Raw genomic sequence first — 15,746 nt, 5'->3', positions numbered from 1 at the left:
TTCACTCTAAATAAAGAATCTTCGCTTCATAACATGCAGTGGGGCTTCTTATTGGTTATTCTAAAAAGAAAATCTTGAGATTTGAGGTTGCTGGTTATTACTATGAGGTTCCGGTACACTAGTTTTATACTTAATCACATTCAATATAACTAGGACAGTAATATGGTAATGTCTAAAGTCACTTACCAAGGCAATCTACGTACCCAAGCTATTCATCTGCAATCTAATAATGAAATCATTACTGATGCTCCTGTCGATAATCATGGTAAAGGTGAAGCATTTTCACCCACTGATTTATTAGCAACCAGCTTAGCCAGTTGTATGCTCACTATTATTGGTATAAAAGCCGCTGATATGGGTGTCGATATTATAGGCACGACGGCTGAAGTCACTAAAATTATGGCTGCTAACCCTAGACGTGTTAGTGAAGTGCATATTGTGATGACCTTTATGCATGCGCTTGACGATAGAACCCAAAAGATACTTTATAACACTGCGCTCAGTTGCCCTGTTGCTCAAAGCATCCATCCTGACATTACCCAAAATTTGACCTTTAGCTATGCAGATGGGTCCTAATATGCCAACTAAAACCTTACTTATAATCGCACACGCACCATCGGTAAATACTAAGAAATTATCACAAGCGGCTTATGACGGCGCTAATCATCCAGATATAGATATCAAGGTAGTTATCAAGTCTCCCCAAGACACCCAGCCTGAAGATGTGCTGGCAGCTGACGCGCTACTTTTAGGAACCACTGAAAACCTAGCCTATATGGCTGGACTGACCAAAGACTTCTTTGATCGCTGTTATTATCCAGTACTGGAAAAGAAACAAGGTATGCCTTTTGCCTTATATATTCGTGCGGGCGAAGATGGTACCGGTACCAAACGCGCGATACAGACGATTACGACTGGTTTACGTTGGTCATGGATACAAGAGGCGCTGATCTTACAGGGGGTTTGGCAAGATGAGTTTACGGCACAAGTCGAAGAGCTAGCAATGACCCTTGCTGCTGGCGTAGAGGCAGGTATTTATTAATAGCCTGTTGTTATGGATAAAAATAATCTAAGAAACTTAAGTAATACTGATAATTTAGGTAATAGTGATATGAGCTTATCTGCTGCGCCACCGTTTTCTCGAGCTTGTGAGAATAATAAGCATGCAATCTTAGAAGTATTAAAAATAGAGTTGATATCTTTTAAGCATGTACTTGAGATAGGGTCGGGTACTGGTCAACATAGCGTGTATTTCGCGCCGCAGTTGCCAAAGATAACGTGGCAAACCAGCGACCTCGTAGCTAATCATTGGGCTATTAATGCTTGGCATGATGCCCATCCTGCAGCTAATCTCTATGCGCCTCTACCTTTGGATTTGGCGGTTGATCCATTACCCATCAGTCTTTCTTCTAATCGACCTTATGATGCGGTGTTTACGGCTAACACGCTACACATCATCGCATGGTCTCTAGTCGAAAAACTATTCGAATCGGTGGGTAATGCATTACCGATTGATGGTAAGCTGCTTATTTATGGCCCATTCAATGAGAGTGGACATTATACCAGTGAGGGTAACCATCGTTTTGATGACATGCTACGTCAGCAGAATCCCAGCAGTGGTATTCGTCATAAGGAAGATGTTATAGAGCTAGCGGACCAACATCATTTAGTATTATTTGCTACTCATGCAATGCCAGCCAGCAACCAGCTACTGATTTTTAAAAAACGATAATACTGTTGAGTATTAGAAAATTAGCATCAAAAAAACTCTCTTAACCGATCATGATACGATCTGAATTAAGGGAGTTTTTTATTTGAGTTTGCTTATGTTTTTTTTCGATGAAACTTTTTATATTCCTCTGCTAATTATATTCCTCTGCTAAAAAATCCATATAACGCTTCCAAGAGCGTTTATCTGCTCGAGCATCATATCTATCGCTATCGAACACAGTGAAGGCGTGTTTTGCACCACTATAAGTAACCATCTCATGTTGTACATTCGAAGCTTCTAACGTTTTACCGAGTGTGGCAAAGTCTGCTAACGGAATTGACTCATCAGCTGAACCGTGAAAGACAAGTATTTCTCCAACTGTCTTATCATAGTTTTGACCGACTGGAATATCGAGTCCACCATGAAAGGGCACAAAGGCTTTTTGCGGGAATCCTGAGCGTGCTAACTCGAGAGCAACGGTGCCACCAAAACAGTATCCCATCGTCACACCTTGGCGCACATCATTGCCTTGTTTCTGACCTATGTTCAACGCTCCTTCGAGTAATTTGCGCATCTTCACCCGATCGTCATATAACGCTGAAGTAAGACGTTTTTTGTCTTCAATAGTAGTAGGGCGGATACCCAGTCCAAACATGTCTGCAGCCAAAACATTATAGCCTTCAGTTGCCAACATATCGGCACGCTGACGCTCATAATCCGTTAAGCCATCCCAATCGTGAATAAGTAAGATAAAAGGTGCATTAGGCTGGTCAGCTTTCGCGTAATAACCTTGATAAGACTGATTATTTACCGTATAGGTAATGTTTTTGGTAGTGATGGCTGCGGCAGTTTGGCTAACAGCCAATGCCATGAAGCCGATTGAGGTTGCAAGAAGTAATGAGCGGAAAGAGATGGTGGGCGAGTGAGCAGAATTTGACAACATAGGCAGTCTCATTATTTAAGGTGAAGAATAAAAATAGTTAGCCAAACAATACTTCTACTATATTTCTACTATCGCTTGGCATTAGGGTTTATCACTAATTTACAGCCTTCTATATCAAGGGTATTGCAAGAAGATTATAAGAATGGTTTCTTGATAGTAGCATGTGATTAAAAAAACATAAGATTTATTTGTTGGATGCAAACGTTAACCAAATATAAACAAGGGTCTTTATGTGTAAATTGGGCTTTACGGGTAATATTAGTTACTGATGTGACTGCAAGTTCTCTATGATTTTTGCTTAGTGCTAAGCTAATGACCCATCTAAAGGCTAACAACGGTGGTTTTTAAAAACTAACAATAGCCATTGGCACCGACATTAGCAATTAATGCTTGGCAATAAAATAAAACAGTCCGTTAAATATTTATAAGTAGCCTGGTCTAATGCATAAGTATTAACAGGGTGATTATTGAACTATGGACACAACCGTTCACTCAAAACAGCGCACACTTAAACTATCAGCGTTATACTAACGGCAGTGAGCTTCATGTTTAATGAATCCTGAATTCTAATCAAACATGAAGCCTAACCAAAATAGTAATTGATAATGACACAAAGGCTATTAATGAATTTATGTGAGATTGTGCGTATAGAAGGGTATGTTCAAAGTTCTTACCTAGCGATATATCCTGACAAGCTGTTATTATTAGATGGCTGTTGCCGCCCTGATGTGCCGGTAGTGCTAGACTATATTCTGAAAACCTTGGGTCGACCAGTCAGTGATTTAAAAGTGGTATTAGTATCCCATATGCATCCCGATCATGCAGGTGGAGCGATTAAGCTTAGAAAAGAGACTGGTTGTCTTATCGTGTCTGCGGATAAGCCGCAGCAGTGGTATAAAGGGGTGGGCGGTCGGCTGATGCATTTAGCAGATATGGGAATGGCTCATTTCGCGGCCAAGCGCATGGGTCGCACGTTTGAAATTCTATGGTATTCGCCACATCTTCATGCTGATATTACCGTGCAGGATGGTGATAGTGTACCCAAGTTTGCTGATTGGCAAATACTAGAAACTCCCGGACATACCGATCGAGACTTATCATTTTTTCATTTGCCCAGCCGCCAAGTTTATACTGGTGATTTGATCATTAAGCTCAAGCGAAAATTTGTGGCTCCGTTTCCAGTCTATGATCCTAAAGTTTATATTCGTTCTTTACAAAAAATTAAAGACTTAAACCCTTCAAACGTCATGATGGCTCATGGGCGCAGCCTTCCAATTGATGCAGCGACTTTTGACCTACTCATTACCCAAGCTCCTGAGCATCCGCGTACGGTAAAAGACACTATTCGCCATAAGCTGCTAGGGGGTCAGGGTATTGATTCCTACTCTCAAAATTTGTCTAAGAAAGGTTAGGATGGATATAAAAAATTGAGTGAACCGACCATAGAGTTGCTATATTATAAAGCTACTATGTTGTCAGGCTGTCTCAACGCAGCACCTGTATAATTTTTAGTTGGCAGTTGGCAGTTGGCAGTTGGCAGTTGGCAGTTGGCACATGATTAGTAGCTTAGCTTTATAATTGATTCATGACAGACTATAGTCAATGAAACGTAGTATCGATACATAACCTACTGCTGGCATACGTTTTTCTTGCTTGCTGTGCCTATACAGACAGAGGCTGCAAACATCTTATACCAGCAGTACCGTCGCGTTTTAAGGTATTTTAACTATACTTGCACTTTTTATTAATGATTCGAGTATGAAAAGTTACTCAAGAATAGCAAGCAAAAAAAAGCCCAGTCATATTAATGACTGGGCTTTTAGAATATGGTGGGCCGTCCGCGATTCGAACGCGGGACCAATTGATTAAAAGTCAACTGCTCTACCAACTGAGCTAACGGCCCTGAAGAGCGTATAAAAAAAGCACTGCTTTTTTAGCTCTGCAAGTCAAAATCCTTTAAATAGGACTTTGTTAGAACTAAACATCTTAAAGATGTCTTTAAACAATCTTACTACGCTAATGCCGAGTAGGGCAATATACATAATAAGTATCTAGCTAAAAATGGTGGGCCGTCCGCGATTCGAACGCGGGACCAATTGATTAAAAGTCAACTGCTCTACCAACTGAGCTAACGGCCCTGAAGAGCGTATAAAAAAAGCACTGCTTTTTTAGCTCTGCAAGTCAAAATCCTTTAAATAGGATTTTGTTGGAACGTTGCAATCAAATAAGCTATCTACTTGAGCGCAAGTGAATTTACATTTTCGTAAATTCTGTGGAAACTAAAAATTGCATGCAATTTTAGCTTCGCAAGTCAAAATCCTTCAAATAGGATTTTGTTAGAACGTTGCAATCAAGTAAGCTATCTACTTGAGCGCAAGTGAACTTACATGTTAATAAGTCCCGTACATCTACAAGCTTAACACTCTATTAAAACAGACAATAAGCTTGGTTCACTGTTTAAATGATTTGTATCTCTAAACGTGAGAGCACATTATATATATTATTGTGATAATTACAACCCCGCAGCTTGAAATAAGTGTAATTGGTGCTAAAAACAGCCGCTTTAATAAGATATTACTTGTCGTCTATATTCTGAAATTTTTAAGTTATTATCAAAAATCTAGCATGTTGCTGTTAATCTCTAGAAAGGGCCTCAACAGGATCAAGTTTGGCTGCATTGCGAGCGGGTAGGAAGCCAAAAATCACCCCAATGAGCGTTGAACAGACAAAGGCGGCAATAATTGATGTTGACGAGTAGATAACTTTAAAGCTATCACCACCAACACGGTTGATTAATTCACCAATTGTAAATGCCAAACCGATGCCGAGCAGGCCTCCTAAAATACAGACCAATATAGCTTCAATCAAAAATTGCTGCATAATATCACTTTGGCGTGCACCTACGGCCATGCGCACCCCAATCTCATTAGTGCGTTCGGTGACTGATACCAGCATGATATTCATGACCCCGATACCGCCGACTATTAAGGAAATAATCGCAATAGATGAAATCAGTAGGGTAAGCGCCGTAGTCGTAGATTCTATGGTCTGGCGAATGGAGTCGGAGTTGCGAATACGAAAGTCATCCGTACCGTGGCGACTTTCTATCAGTCTAGCAATAGCAGTCTCAGCAGCAGAGGAAGAAATATCATTATCAATCAGTGCCACGAAGCTTTCGATATAAGCACTGCCTATGAGCCGTGACATCATAGTGGTGTAAGGCATATATAGGGTCGGTGAGTCTACGCCACCGCCAAACCCGCTATCATTAGGCGCTAATACCCCAATCACTCGTCCTGGTACACTGCCTATCAGCAATACTTCACCGATGGGGTTGGCATTATCAGGGAAAAAGGTTCGTTTGGCGCTACTATCAATAATAATATCTTGAGTACGGCGCAAGATGCTTTGTTCATCAAAGCCTTGACCTTCAGCTAGCGTCTCGCCCGTTACGTCCAGGTAGTCTTTACCGACTCCCTTGACGCTTGCTGCCTCTTGCACATTGCGGTAGCGCACATCAATATTATTATTAATCTGTGGACTGACACTGATGACATAGGGTTGATCGGCCACTGCTTGAGCATCTTGCGGAGTCAGATTGTCATCGTTATATTGGCGTCTAGGGTCGCCATATGGGTAGCCGTCAGAGAGGGTAATGGTGTTAGTACCTAGGGAGCTAATACTGGTCAAGATTTGCGCTTGTGAGCCTTTGCCCAGTCCCACGACAGATACTACTGAGGCAATACCGATGATAATACCTAGCATGGTCAGTAGGGTGCGCATTTTGTGAGCGCGCATGGCCAGTAAGGACATTTTAAAGGCTTCGAATAAGCGGTCGACAAAGCTGCCAAAAGCGCTTTTACGATGGCGATCCAAAATTGCTTCAGGCTGCGCTTGCGTTTGCTGATAGTGCTCGTTTTTATAGTCGGCAATAATAATGCCGTCTTTAATCTCAATCACTCGCTCAGCTTGAGCCGCTAAAAGAGGATCATGAGTAACCATAATAATAGTATGGCCTTGTGCATTTAAGTCTTGCAAAATCTTCATCACATCGTCGCCAGACTTACTGTCAAGCGCACCAGTCGGCTCATCGGCTAAGATGATGTCGCCACCATTCATCAATGCCCGCGCGATAGAGACCCGCTGCTGCTGTCCACCAGACAGCTGGCTTGGACGGTTATTGACCTTGTCTGACAATCCCAAGCCTGATAGCAGCTGTTCGGCACGTTGGTTGCGTGCTTGGCCATCCATGCCAGCATATACTGCTGGTACCGCCACGTTATCACGAGCGCTAATATCACCCAGTAGATGATAACGCTGAAAAATAAAGCCAAAGTGTTCACGGCGTAGCTTGGCCAGCTCGTCAGCCTCTAAGCGGCTGACCGGTTGACCAAATATTTTATAGCTGCCAGCAGTCGCTTGATCCAAACAGCCTAGAATATTCATTAAGGTAGACTTACCAGAGCCTGACTGGCCAATGATAGCGACCATCTCACCGTGGTTAATGGTTAGATTGATGTCATCTAGCACACGAATAGTCTGCTCGCCTGCTTTAAACTCTTTAATCAGCCCTTTGACCTGCATTAATGGGACGTTAATCACATCAATTACATCAGTCTTGGTGTTAGAGATAGGATCTTGGTTGGTCATCTTTCCTGCTACCTATATCAATCAATATCAAAGATCACCTGCTACTACGAAACGCTCACTGGGTCATTTTTTACCCTATACAGTTAAATATTACTGCTTAGGGGTGACCGCTAAAACCGCCCTTTGCCATCTTCCGCCGGACCTTCTTCGCTTAGTATCACTTCATCGCCTTTATTTAAACCACTTATGATTTCAGCGCTAACGCGATTGTTTATCCCGACGGTTACAAGTTGATCCACGACCTCGCCATCTGCTTTAAGCACACGTACTTTAGCCATGGTTTCGCCTGAATCTGGGTCATTAGCAACAGTCGTATTATCAGATTTCTTAGCATTACCCGCAGCTTGTAAGGCAGCGGAAGGAATCAATAAGGCGTTTTTGGCTTGATTGACCACGATGTAAACTTGAGCGGTCATATCAATACGAAAGCGACGCTCAGTATTGGGTACTTCGATATAGCCCACATAGTAAATAGCGGCATCGGTTGAGCTGGTGTCACTAATACGCTCAGGGGCCGGTTCAATCGCTTCAAGTATCGCGTCATACTTTTTATCAGGATTGCCAATAATATTGAAATAAACGGGTAGCCCTGCCTTAACGTTGATAACGTCTGCTTCAGAAATTTGGGCGTTGATGCGTACAACTGACAAATCCGCTAAGGTGACAATGGTAGGCGCGGTCTGGTTGGCATTAACGGTTGTTCCTTGTTCGGTAGTGATCGAGACCACTGTACCGGACATTGGCGCGCGAATGGTGGTGTAGCTGAGGTCTTCTTGGGCAGTATCGACGTTGGTCTGTGATTTGCGCAAAGCAGCCTGCTGGCTATTGATATTAGCCGCTGTGGTGGCGATCGCCGCCTTAGCAGTATCGATAGCAGCGCGCGCATTGGCAACCGCGGCTTTGGCGGTATCAATACGAGTGGCTTGAGTGTCGTACTCCTGCTGTGAGATCGCATCGATAGCGACTAATGATTGCAAGCGCGAGAAATCAGATTGAGCTTGTTTTAGCTCAGACTGGCGGCTGGCAAGATCAGCAAAAGCACTTTTTAAGCCGGCTTCTCGACTTAAGGTTTCTGCGCGAGCGCTTTGCAGAGCCGCTTCACTTTGGTCAAGGCTGGCTTGTTGATTGCTTAAGTTATTCTTTTGGGTGACTTGATCAATCTGTGCGATTAAGTCACCTTTTTGTACTTGGTCGCCCACTTCAACAAATAGCCGTTTGACCTCACCAGATACCTGCGCGCCGACGTCAACAGTATTTAGGGCCTTGACTTTACCGGATGCCATCACGTTATTTTCGATATCGCCAATCTCAACCAGCGCTGTGAGATAGTTAGGCTGGATTTCTTTGGGCTTAAAGGTTTTATAGGCCAAAGCCGCTAACCCTAAGACGATTAAGGCTATGATGCCCCACTTAATAGCAGACTTTTTGCTGATTTTGCGCATGATGACAATCCAATTACAATTAAATCAAATATAGGTGTAGTAAAGGCGCCATCCCCCAAAAAGGAATGGTAATTAATTTACGAAAGGTCAAGGTAGAAAGAGGCTGGAAGCGGTTTGCTAGGCTGCTAACAAACTCAGTCTAATAAGTGGCGTAAGGATGGCTGAGATTAAAGAATACCAAAAATAAGCAGCCGCTAGCCATATTTATTTAGCCATAAATAAACGTTTTCCTGATAACTCTAACGCCGCTTGCAACAACAGTTCCCATGCTGGTTGGCGCACAATACCTTTAATGGCTTGGTCACAGTGATAAATAAGCTTAGGCCACTGGGCCGTTTGTATTTTTGACTGCCGACGACAAGCCTGCTGATATAGTCCTTGTTTGCTACGCCAAATTCCTAACGCTTGCGGGTCTTGGCCATCGAGTAAGGCCATAATCTGACGCATATCCTTGCTAATCGCCCACAGCACTAAGGTTGTTGGTTCATCGGAGGCTCTGAGCTGAAATATAATTTTCGCGACTTGTGCACTATTACCCGCTAACATCGCATCGGACAAATCAAACACACTAAACTGCGCGTCGCTGACCAGTGCTGCTTGTAAATCAGTAATATCGAGCGCTATACTTTTGGACGTTGCCGTAGAAGTGCCGCTCCTGTCACTGGCGTCACTGATGTCACTGCCGCTTGCGACTAGCTTGGGCGCAAACAGGTAGGACAATCGCCATAAGGTCTGATAGGCACTCAACAAGTAATGCTCGGTATGTGACATCAATAGTTGCCACGCTTCTTGTGACAATCGTAGTCCGAACTGTTGTGCTTGAATCTGGAGCAGTTGCTGTCGCTGCTGCTCATTGTACAAGTTACAATCAATGACGTGCCCGTATTGCGCAAAAGGAGCAAACCATTTGCTGCTTTGGGCACGGCGGTCTTGCTTGGACGTCAACCATAATAAGCTATGACCATGCGCCCCCGTTTGGGCTTCTTGTGCAAAGCGCTCCAGCTCAGTAATAACGGCTTTATCCGGTTTATGGTTACCCGTCACAATTAAGGCGCTGGCATCATCGAATAATGACAAGCTACCCAGCTCAGACAAGACCTCTTGCCAGCTCTTCACTGATATTAGCTCGATACGCTTGATCGCATAGTTTTGCGCGCGCCAATGTGGACGCAGTACATCAACGAGCCACTGATGTAACAGCGGTTCATCACCATGTGCCAGCCACAAGCCTGCTACTGCAACTGGTGGTTGCAATAGCTTTGGATAGGCTTGAATAAAAGTATCTTGCATAAATGTTGTACTACAAAGTAGATAAGTTCATTAAGAGTCAGGCGCGATAATTGTTGTCACTTCTGCTGCAGTTGCAGGGTTTTTGATAAGGGTTGACGACTGATTGGCATTAGTAGGGGCAACCTTGGGTAGGCTGAGCGCGACATATTGATCGGTAATACGGCGTGCTAAGCTTTCATACAGCCAGTCACGAGTCTGGTCGCCTTGTTGGTCATCAGTACTGACCGAGGCTTCGTTATACTGATAGCTGCGCTCAATTTGAATAGGATTGGTCAAGGTGACAGGTTGGCCGTTTTGCACCGTCTGATAACTGACATCCGCTGACAAGGCCAGTCGAATTTCTGTTAGAACACCAACCAATTCATAACGCTTAAAGCGCACGTTATTGACCCTAATAATAGCAATTTGCTCCGCATTGGTATTGTTTGCGCTGTTGTTGACAGTAGGGTTGCTGGTGTTTTCCAGCAGCGTCATACTGTCGACCACATCGACTCCCAATGCTTCTAGGCGCCGTGTTAAAGGTAACTTTAGTGGAAATGAGGTGCGATTGTCTTCAATAATAACCGCGGTCTTCGCGACATCAAAGCGCAAGGGGGTATCGTAACCACGTAGCTGAAAGCCACAGCCGGTCAAGATGCTAGTCGTACCCAGTACCACAATCATTGGCACTACAGCGAGTACCGCTACAGCTATCTTTTGTGCAGGATGTTTTTTGACCCTCTGCTTTTGGGCGGCTGATGATAACTGCGTAGCTCGGTGTTTGTACGACATAATCGCTATCCTTATTTTTTATCAAAAGGCTTAAGGTGCTTAGCCTATCACCACAATGTTGACCAATTTATTGGGAACGACAATCTCTTTTTTAATCTCGCCAGTGATAAACTTAGCCACACTATCAATAGCACGTGCTTGCACTTTAAGCTGTTCAGGATCGCCATTGGGCGCGACATCCATCTTGCCGCGTACCTTACCGTTGACTTGCACCACCATGGTGACTGTATCTTGCACTAAAGCACTCGCATCAACAGTGGGATAGCTGAGGGTCTTGGTATCGAGACCTAATTGCTCTAATAAATGCTCACCAACGTGCGGCGCATAGACTGACAGTATAATCAGCAAATCAATCAATGCTTCATGCTGGACTTGTAGGTCTTGCTCGTTACTGGCCTTGAAGCTTCCCAGATCGTTAGCAAGCTCCATTAGGCTAGATACTGGAGTATTAAGTGCCAAACGACCACCAAGGTCACCATCAATCTTGGCTATAGTTTCATGAGTTTTACGGCGCAAATCTTTGGCTGCTTTGCCCAAGCCTTCATTAGTTAGCGTCTGGCTGCTCAAAGCGTCTTGATTAAGGGTGTTTTTATTAAGGGTATCAAGATCCAAGTTTGCCGCCGTCAGTGCTTGCATATGTTCATTAGCAATACGCCAGACCTTTTTAACAAAGTTATAAGGGCCTTTTAGGGCGTCATCTGACCATTCAAGAGTCTGATCGGCTGGGGCGGTAAATAGGGTATAAAGGCGTACGGTGTCTGCGCCATATTGGTCAATGGTGGTTTGTGGATCAACTCCGTTGTTTTTCGACTTAGACATTTTTTCGATTTTGCCAATCGTGACTGGCTGTCCATCCGCTTTCAGGATGGCGGTTATCGGATGTCCACGCTCGTTATAGTCGATATCGACATCATGCGGGAAGTAATACGTGGTGCTGCCGTCAGCATTAACGCGGTAGAAAGTGCCAGCCAGCACCATGCCTTGAGTCATTAAATTAGCAAATGGCTCATCTCCTGATACTAGGTTTTCATCACGCATTAGCTTGTGGAAAAAACGAGCGTAGAGTAGATGCATGACTGCATGTTCAACGCCGCCCACGTACTGGTCAACGGGCAGCCATTTATTAGCAGCTGATTTATTGACCATGTTCAGAGCATCTTTCGGGCTGGCAAAGCGGGCATAGTACCAACTCGACTCGACAAAGGTGTCAAAGGTGTCGGTTTCGCGCTCAGCAGGATTACCACATTTAGGACAGCTGGTATTGACAAATTCTGGAATATTTTTAAGAGGGTTACCACGACCATCGGGCACCACGTTAGTCGGCAGCACTACCGGTAAGTCTTGTTCTTCAACGGGAACCGTACCGCAGTGCTCACAGTTGACCATGGGGATAGGGCAGCCCCAATAACGCTGACGCGAGACCCCCCAGTCACGAAGGCGGTATTGAATCTTCTTATTGGCCAGCGCTTGCGGCTCAAGGTTATCTAGCATAGCCTCAAAAGCTTGCTCAAAGTTCATACCGTCAAACTCGCCAGAATTCACTAAGGTATTACGTTCGGTATAAGCACGATTATCGTCGTCCGCGGCGACATCGTCAAAATAACCGTCAGGCATAGCAATGACTTGCTTAATAGGCAAGTCATATTTGACAGCAAACTCATAATCGCGTTCATCATGGGCTGGCACCGCCATCACTGCGCCTGAACCATAGCTCATTAACACATAATTGGCGACCCAGACCGGTACTTGCTCGCCAGTCAATGGATGGGTGACCGTCAGACCAGTATCCATACCAATTTTTTCAGCTTTGGCCAGATCTGCTTCAGCGACCGAGCCTTTTTTGCAAAGCGCGCAGAATTCAGCAATGACGTCACTGTGTTCAGCGGCATATTGTGCTAACGGATGCTCAGCAGCAACAGCGACATAGGTAACACCCATTAAGGTATCAGGACGGGTGGTAAATACATCTAAGGTATTGTCTTGACCAGCGAGGTTATAAGGGAAATGCACTTCCATACCAGCACTACGACCAATCCAATTACGCTGCATGGTCAGCACTTCAGCCGGCCAATGACCCTCTAACTGATCCAAATCATCAAGTAGCTCATCGGCATAATCAGTGATTTTAAAGTAATACATTGGAATATCGCGCTTTTCGACTGCCGCACCACTACGCCAGCCTTTACCATCAATAACTTGCTCGTTTGCGAGTACCGTATTGTCAACTGGGTCCCAATTGACGGTAGCCAGCTTCTTGTAGACCATGCCTTTTTTGTATAACTGTAAGAAAAGCCACTGTTCCCATTGGTAGTATTCAGGGCTACAGGTCGCAAATTCACGTGACCAATCCACTGACAAACCGAGTAGTTTAAGTTGAGCACGCATGTTGTCGATATTGGCAAACGTCCATTCGGCAGGTGGTGTCTGATTGGCAATAGCCGCATTTTCAGCTGGCAAGCCAAACGCATCCCAGCCCATTGGCTGCATAACTTCAAAGCCTTTAAGACGGTAGTAACGGCTTAATACATCGGAGATGGTGTAGTTACGCACGTGGCCCATGTGCAGCTTACCGCTTGGATAAGGAAACATAGAGAGCATGTAGCGGCTTGGCTTATCACTGGGCTCATCGCTCACTTCAAAGCGCTTGTCTGTGGCCCATTTAGCTTGCTGCTGCGCTTCAATGATCTGCGGCTGATAGTGGCTGTTGTTGATAAGTGTGTCACTGGCTAGGTCATTAGCGCTATTAGTATTTGATGGGTCTGCTGTCACGGCGTTGCTCATAATTGGCTCAAAATTGAAAGTTAGCATTAAAAAAGTAGCGGAATTTGGATAAGGTAGAATAGCTTAAATTAGCAAAAATTGCGATGGGCCAAGGCGACAATAGGGCAATAATAGACCATTATTGATACTATTTGTGGTTTGTACAGGGTATCGGTATGCTTGAATGACCATATAGTCAATGAAACGTAATATTGATACATAACCTACTGCTGGCATAAATTTTTCTCGCTTGCTGTGCCTATGCAGACAGGGGTTGCAAAAATCTTATACCAGCGGTACCGTCGCGTTTTTAAGGTATTTTAACGATAGATAAATACTCGAAATTTATTATCTAAAAGTACTCAATAACAGCATTGAATAACAAGGTTGAATAACAAGGTTGAATAACAAGGAGCAACAATGACCATTACTATTTACGGCATTAAATCATGTAGCACTATGAAAAAAGCATTTATCAAGCTTGAGGAGCTGGGCGTCAACTATGATTTTCACGATTATAAAAAACGCGGTATCGATCAAGATAGCGTACAGCGCTGGGTCGACTTGTTAGGACTAGACCAAGTGCTTAATAAGCGCGGAACCACCTGGCGCAACTTAAGCGACGAGCAAAAAGCGGCAGCAGATGCAAACGATGCAGATGCAATTGAATTATTACTGGCCAATACCAGTATGCTCAAACGTCCTATTGTAGAAGGCCAGCTCGAGAGTAAAAACCAAGCTCGGTCAGTATTGTTATGCGGTTTTGATGCAGCAGACTATGAAGCCAATCTTTTATAAAGTCGTTGTTTCTTAGATGGTGATAGCTATCAAAACAGTCGCACAATAGCAGCAATCAAATTAATTAACCCTGAGCTTAGAATACCCTAAGCTCGGGGTTAATTATTGCTAAGATAAAATACACCAGACTGGCCAGCCAAATAAGCAACACATACATGCGGATTTGCTCGGCGTTCCAATCTAGCGCAATCCAATCAATTAAAAAGAACGACTTCCAGCCTGCTACCCACTTTGCACCGCCATAACCGATAATCCACCAGCAGTATGCGCTGTGAATGATGAAGATAAGACACCACAGCCCCAAAGTCATTATTCACTCCTAGCTCGACGACCCTAGATCACGACTGATTAGCGTGCCCACCCCTTCATTGGTAAAGATTTCTAACAAGGTAGCATGTGGGACGCGGCCATCAACAATGACTGCACTTTTTACGCCACTACGAACCGCATTCAGCGCGCATTGTATCTTTGGAATCATACCACCGGAAATAGTACCGTCTTCAATTAAAGTATCTACAGTTTTCGGGGTCAAGCCAGTTACTACTTGACCGTCGCGTCCTAACACCCCTTTAATATTGGTCAGCAGCATCAGCTTTTCAGCTTGTAAAAATTCAGCAACTTTGCCCGCGACCAAGTCCGCGTTGATATTATAAGTATTGCCTTCGCTATCGACTCCAAGTGGGGCAATAACGGGGATAAAATTAGAGGCAATAAGCATATTAATCACGTCCTTATTGACGCTGACCACATCACCGACAAATCCCAAGTCTACCGGTACCGCAATACCATCTTCGCCAATTTTTTCCATCATTAATTTTTTGGCAATAATCAAGTTGGCATCTTTACCGGTTAAACCAATGGCGCTACCACCATGTTTGTTAATTAGGCTGACAATGGATTTATTGACACTGCCGCCCAGTACCATCTCGACAATATCCATGGTGCTTTTGTCGGTCACCCGCATACCATCAATACGTTCAGACTGGCGGCCGAGCTCTTTTAATAAATTATCAACCTGTGGACCACCACCATGTACCACTACTGGATGCATACCAACGGTTTTTAACAACACAATATCGCGGGCAAATGAGCTTTCAAGCGCTGGATCAGTCATGGCATTACCACCATATTTGACTACAATCAGCTTGTCTACAAAGCGTTGAATATAGGGTAGCGCTGTGGTTAACACTTCAGCGGTAATTTTGGCATCATCAAAATTAAGCGACATCGTAAACTCCTAAAATACGGTTTTAAAACTCACGTTCGATCTATAGATATAGGTCAGACGCGGTAAAAAGATTATGTTTAAAGGTTATCGTTATAGGAACGTTATTTAAGAATAGGAACGTTATTTAAGAATAGGAACGTTATTTAAGAATAG

General features: G+C 44.0%; 13 protein-coding genes and 2 tRNA genes. 5 read left to right on the top strand and 10 right to left on the bottom strand.

What is annotated here, in order from left to right:
* Positions 1–162 precede the first annotated feature (162 nt).
* Genes H4W00_RS11810 through H4W00_RS11800 form a run of 3 tightly spaced genes read left to right on the top strand, consistent with a single transcriptional unit; the run spans position 163 to position 1,732 of the window.
* A complete protein-coding gene (locus H4W00_RS11810) occupies positions 163–576 on the top strand; it encodes an OsmC family protein (RefSeq protein ID WP_209958475.1) in 414 nt (137 codons plus the stop codon).
* A 1-nt stretch (position 577) separates the two neighbouring features.
* Entirely contained in the window at positions 578–1,042 is a 465-nt protein-coding gene (locus H4W00_RS11805) for a flavodoxin family protein (protein ID WP_209958473.1), read from the top strand.
* A 12-nt stretch (positions 1,043–1,054) separates the two neighbouring features.
* Complete coding sequence (locus H4W00_RS11800) at positions 1,055–1,732, top strand: DUF938 domain-containing protein (protein WP_209958471.1); 678 nt, start codon at positions 1,055–1,057, stop codon at positions 1,730–1,732.
* A gap of 130 nt (positions 1,733–1,862) precedes the next feature.
* Here the strand turns inward: H4W00_RS11800 and H4W00_RS11795 are convergent, their stop codons facing one another.
* Entirely contained in the window at positions 1,863–2,654 is a 792-nt protein-coding gene (locus tag H4W00_RS11795) for a dienelactone hydrolase family protein (RefSeq protein ID WP_209958469.1), read from the bottom strand.
* Positions 2,655–3,277: 623 nt separating this feature from the next.
* Here H4W00_RS11795 and H4W00_RS11790 point away from each other — a divergent pair.
* A complete protein-coding gene (locus H4W00_RS11790; protein ID WP_209958467.1) occupies positions 3,278–4,066 on the top strand; it encodes an MBL fold metallo-hydrolase in 789 nt (262 codons plus the stop codon).
* Between the two features lie 415 nt (positions 4,067–4,481).
* Here the strand turns inward: H4W00_RS11790 and H4W00_RS11785 are convergent.
* From H4W00_RS11785 to leuS, 7 genes are all read right to left on the bottom strand, one after another.
* Positions 4,482–4,557: transfer RNA gene (locus H4W00_RS11785), tRNA-Lys, on the bottom strand.
* A 159-nt stretch (positions 4,558–4,716) separates the two neighbouring features.
* Positions 4,717–4,792 (bottom strand) — tRNA-Lys (locus H4W00_RS11780).
* A gap of 496 nt (positions 4,793–5,288) precedes the next feature.
* The gene (locus H4W00_RS11775) at positions 5,289–7,304 is read right to left on the bottom strand and encodes a MacB family efflux pump subunit (RefSeq protein WP_209958465.1); all 2,016 of its coding nucleotides are present in this window, start codon (positions 7,302–7,304) and stop codon (positions 5,289–5,291) included.
* 110 nt (positions 7,305–7,414) lie between these two features.
* Positions 7,415–8,746 (bottom strand): efflux RND transporter periplasmic adaptor subunit, encoded by a 1,332-nt coding sequence (locus tag H4W00_RS11770; RefSeq protein ID WP_209958463.1) that lies wholly within the window; start codon positions 8,744–8,746, stop codon positions 7,415–7,417.
* A 204-nt stretch (positions 8,747–8,950) separates the two neighbouring features.
* A complete protein-coding gene (gene holA, locus H4W00_RS11765; protein WP_209958461.1) occupies positions 8,951–10,036 on the bottom strand; it encodes a DNA polymerase III subunit delta in 1,086 nt (361 codons plus the stop codon).
* 30 nt (positions 10,037–10,066) lie between these two features.
* Positions 10,067–10,807, bottom strand: coding sequence for an LPS-assembly lipoprotein LptE (locus tag H4W00_RS11760; RefSeq protein WP_334684968.1), 741 nt, complete (start codon positions 10,805–10,807; stop codon positions 10,067–10,069).
* A gap of 39 nt (positions 10,808–10,846) precedes the next feature.
* On the bottom strand, positions 10,847–13,588 hold the full coding sequence (gene leuS / locus H4W00_RS11755) for a leucine--tRNA ligase (protein WP_209958459.1): 2,742 nt from the start codon (positions 13,586–13,588) through the stop codon (positions 10,847–10,849).
* Positions 13,589–13,987: 399 nt separating this feature from the next.
* Between leuS and H4W00_RS11750 the strand changes: the two genes are divergently transcribed.
* On the top strand, positions 13,988–14,365 hold the full coding sequence (locus H4W00_RS11750) for a Spx/MgsR family RNA polymerase-binding regulatory protein (protein ID WP_209958457.1): 378 nt from the start codon (positions 13,988–13,990) through the stop codon (positions 14,363–14,365).
* A 76-nt stretch (positions 14,366–14,441) separates the two neighbouring features.
* Here the strand turns inward: H4W00_RS11750 and H4W00_RS11745 are convergent, their stop codons facing one another.
* Together H4W00_RS11745 and argB are read right to left on the bottom strand one after the other, a co-directional pair.
* Positions 14,442–14,675, bottom strand: coding sequence for a hypothetical protein (locus H4W00_RS11745; protein WP_209958455.1), 234 nt, complete (start codon positions 14,673–14,675; stop codon positions 14,442–14,444).
* A 9-nt stretch (positions 14,676–14,684) separates the two neighbouring features.
* Positions 14,685–15,593: an acetylglutamate kinase gene (gene argB / locus H4W00_RS11740; RefSeq protein ID WP_209958453.1), complete on the bottom strand. Its 909-nt coding sequence runs from the start codon at positions 15,591–15,593 to the stop codon at positions 14,685–14,687.
* Between the last annotated feature and the right edge of the window lie 153 nt (positions 15,594–15,746).

This window comes from Psychrobacter sp. PL19 (assembly GCF_017875835.1).
GTDB lineage: Bacteria > Pseudomonadota > Gammaproteobacteria > Pseudomonadales > Moraxellaceae > Psychrobacter.
The sequence above is the reverse complement of the archived record's forward strand: the minus strand, read 5'-3'. Positions and strand labels throughout refer to the sequence as shown.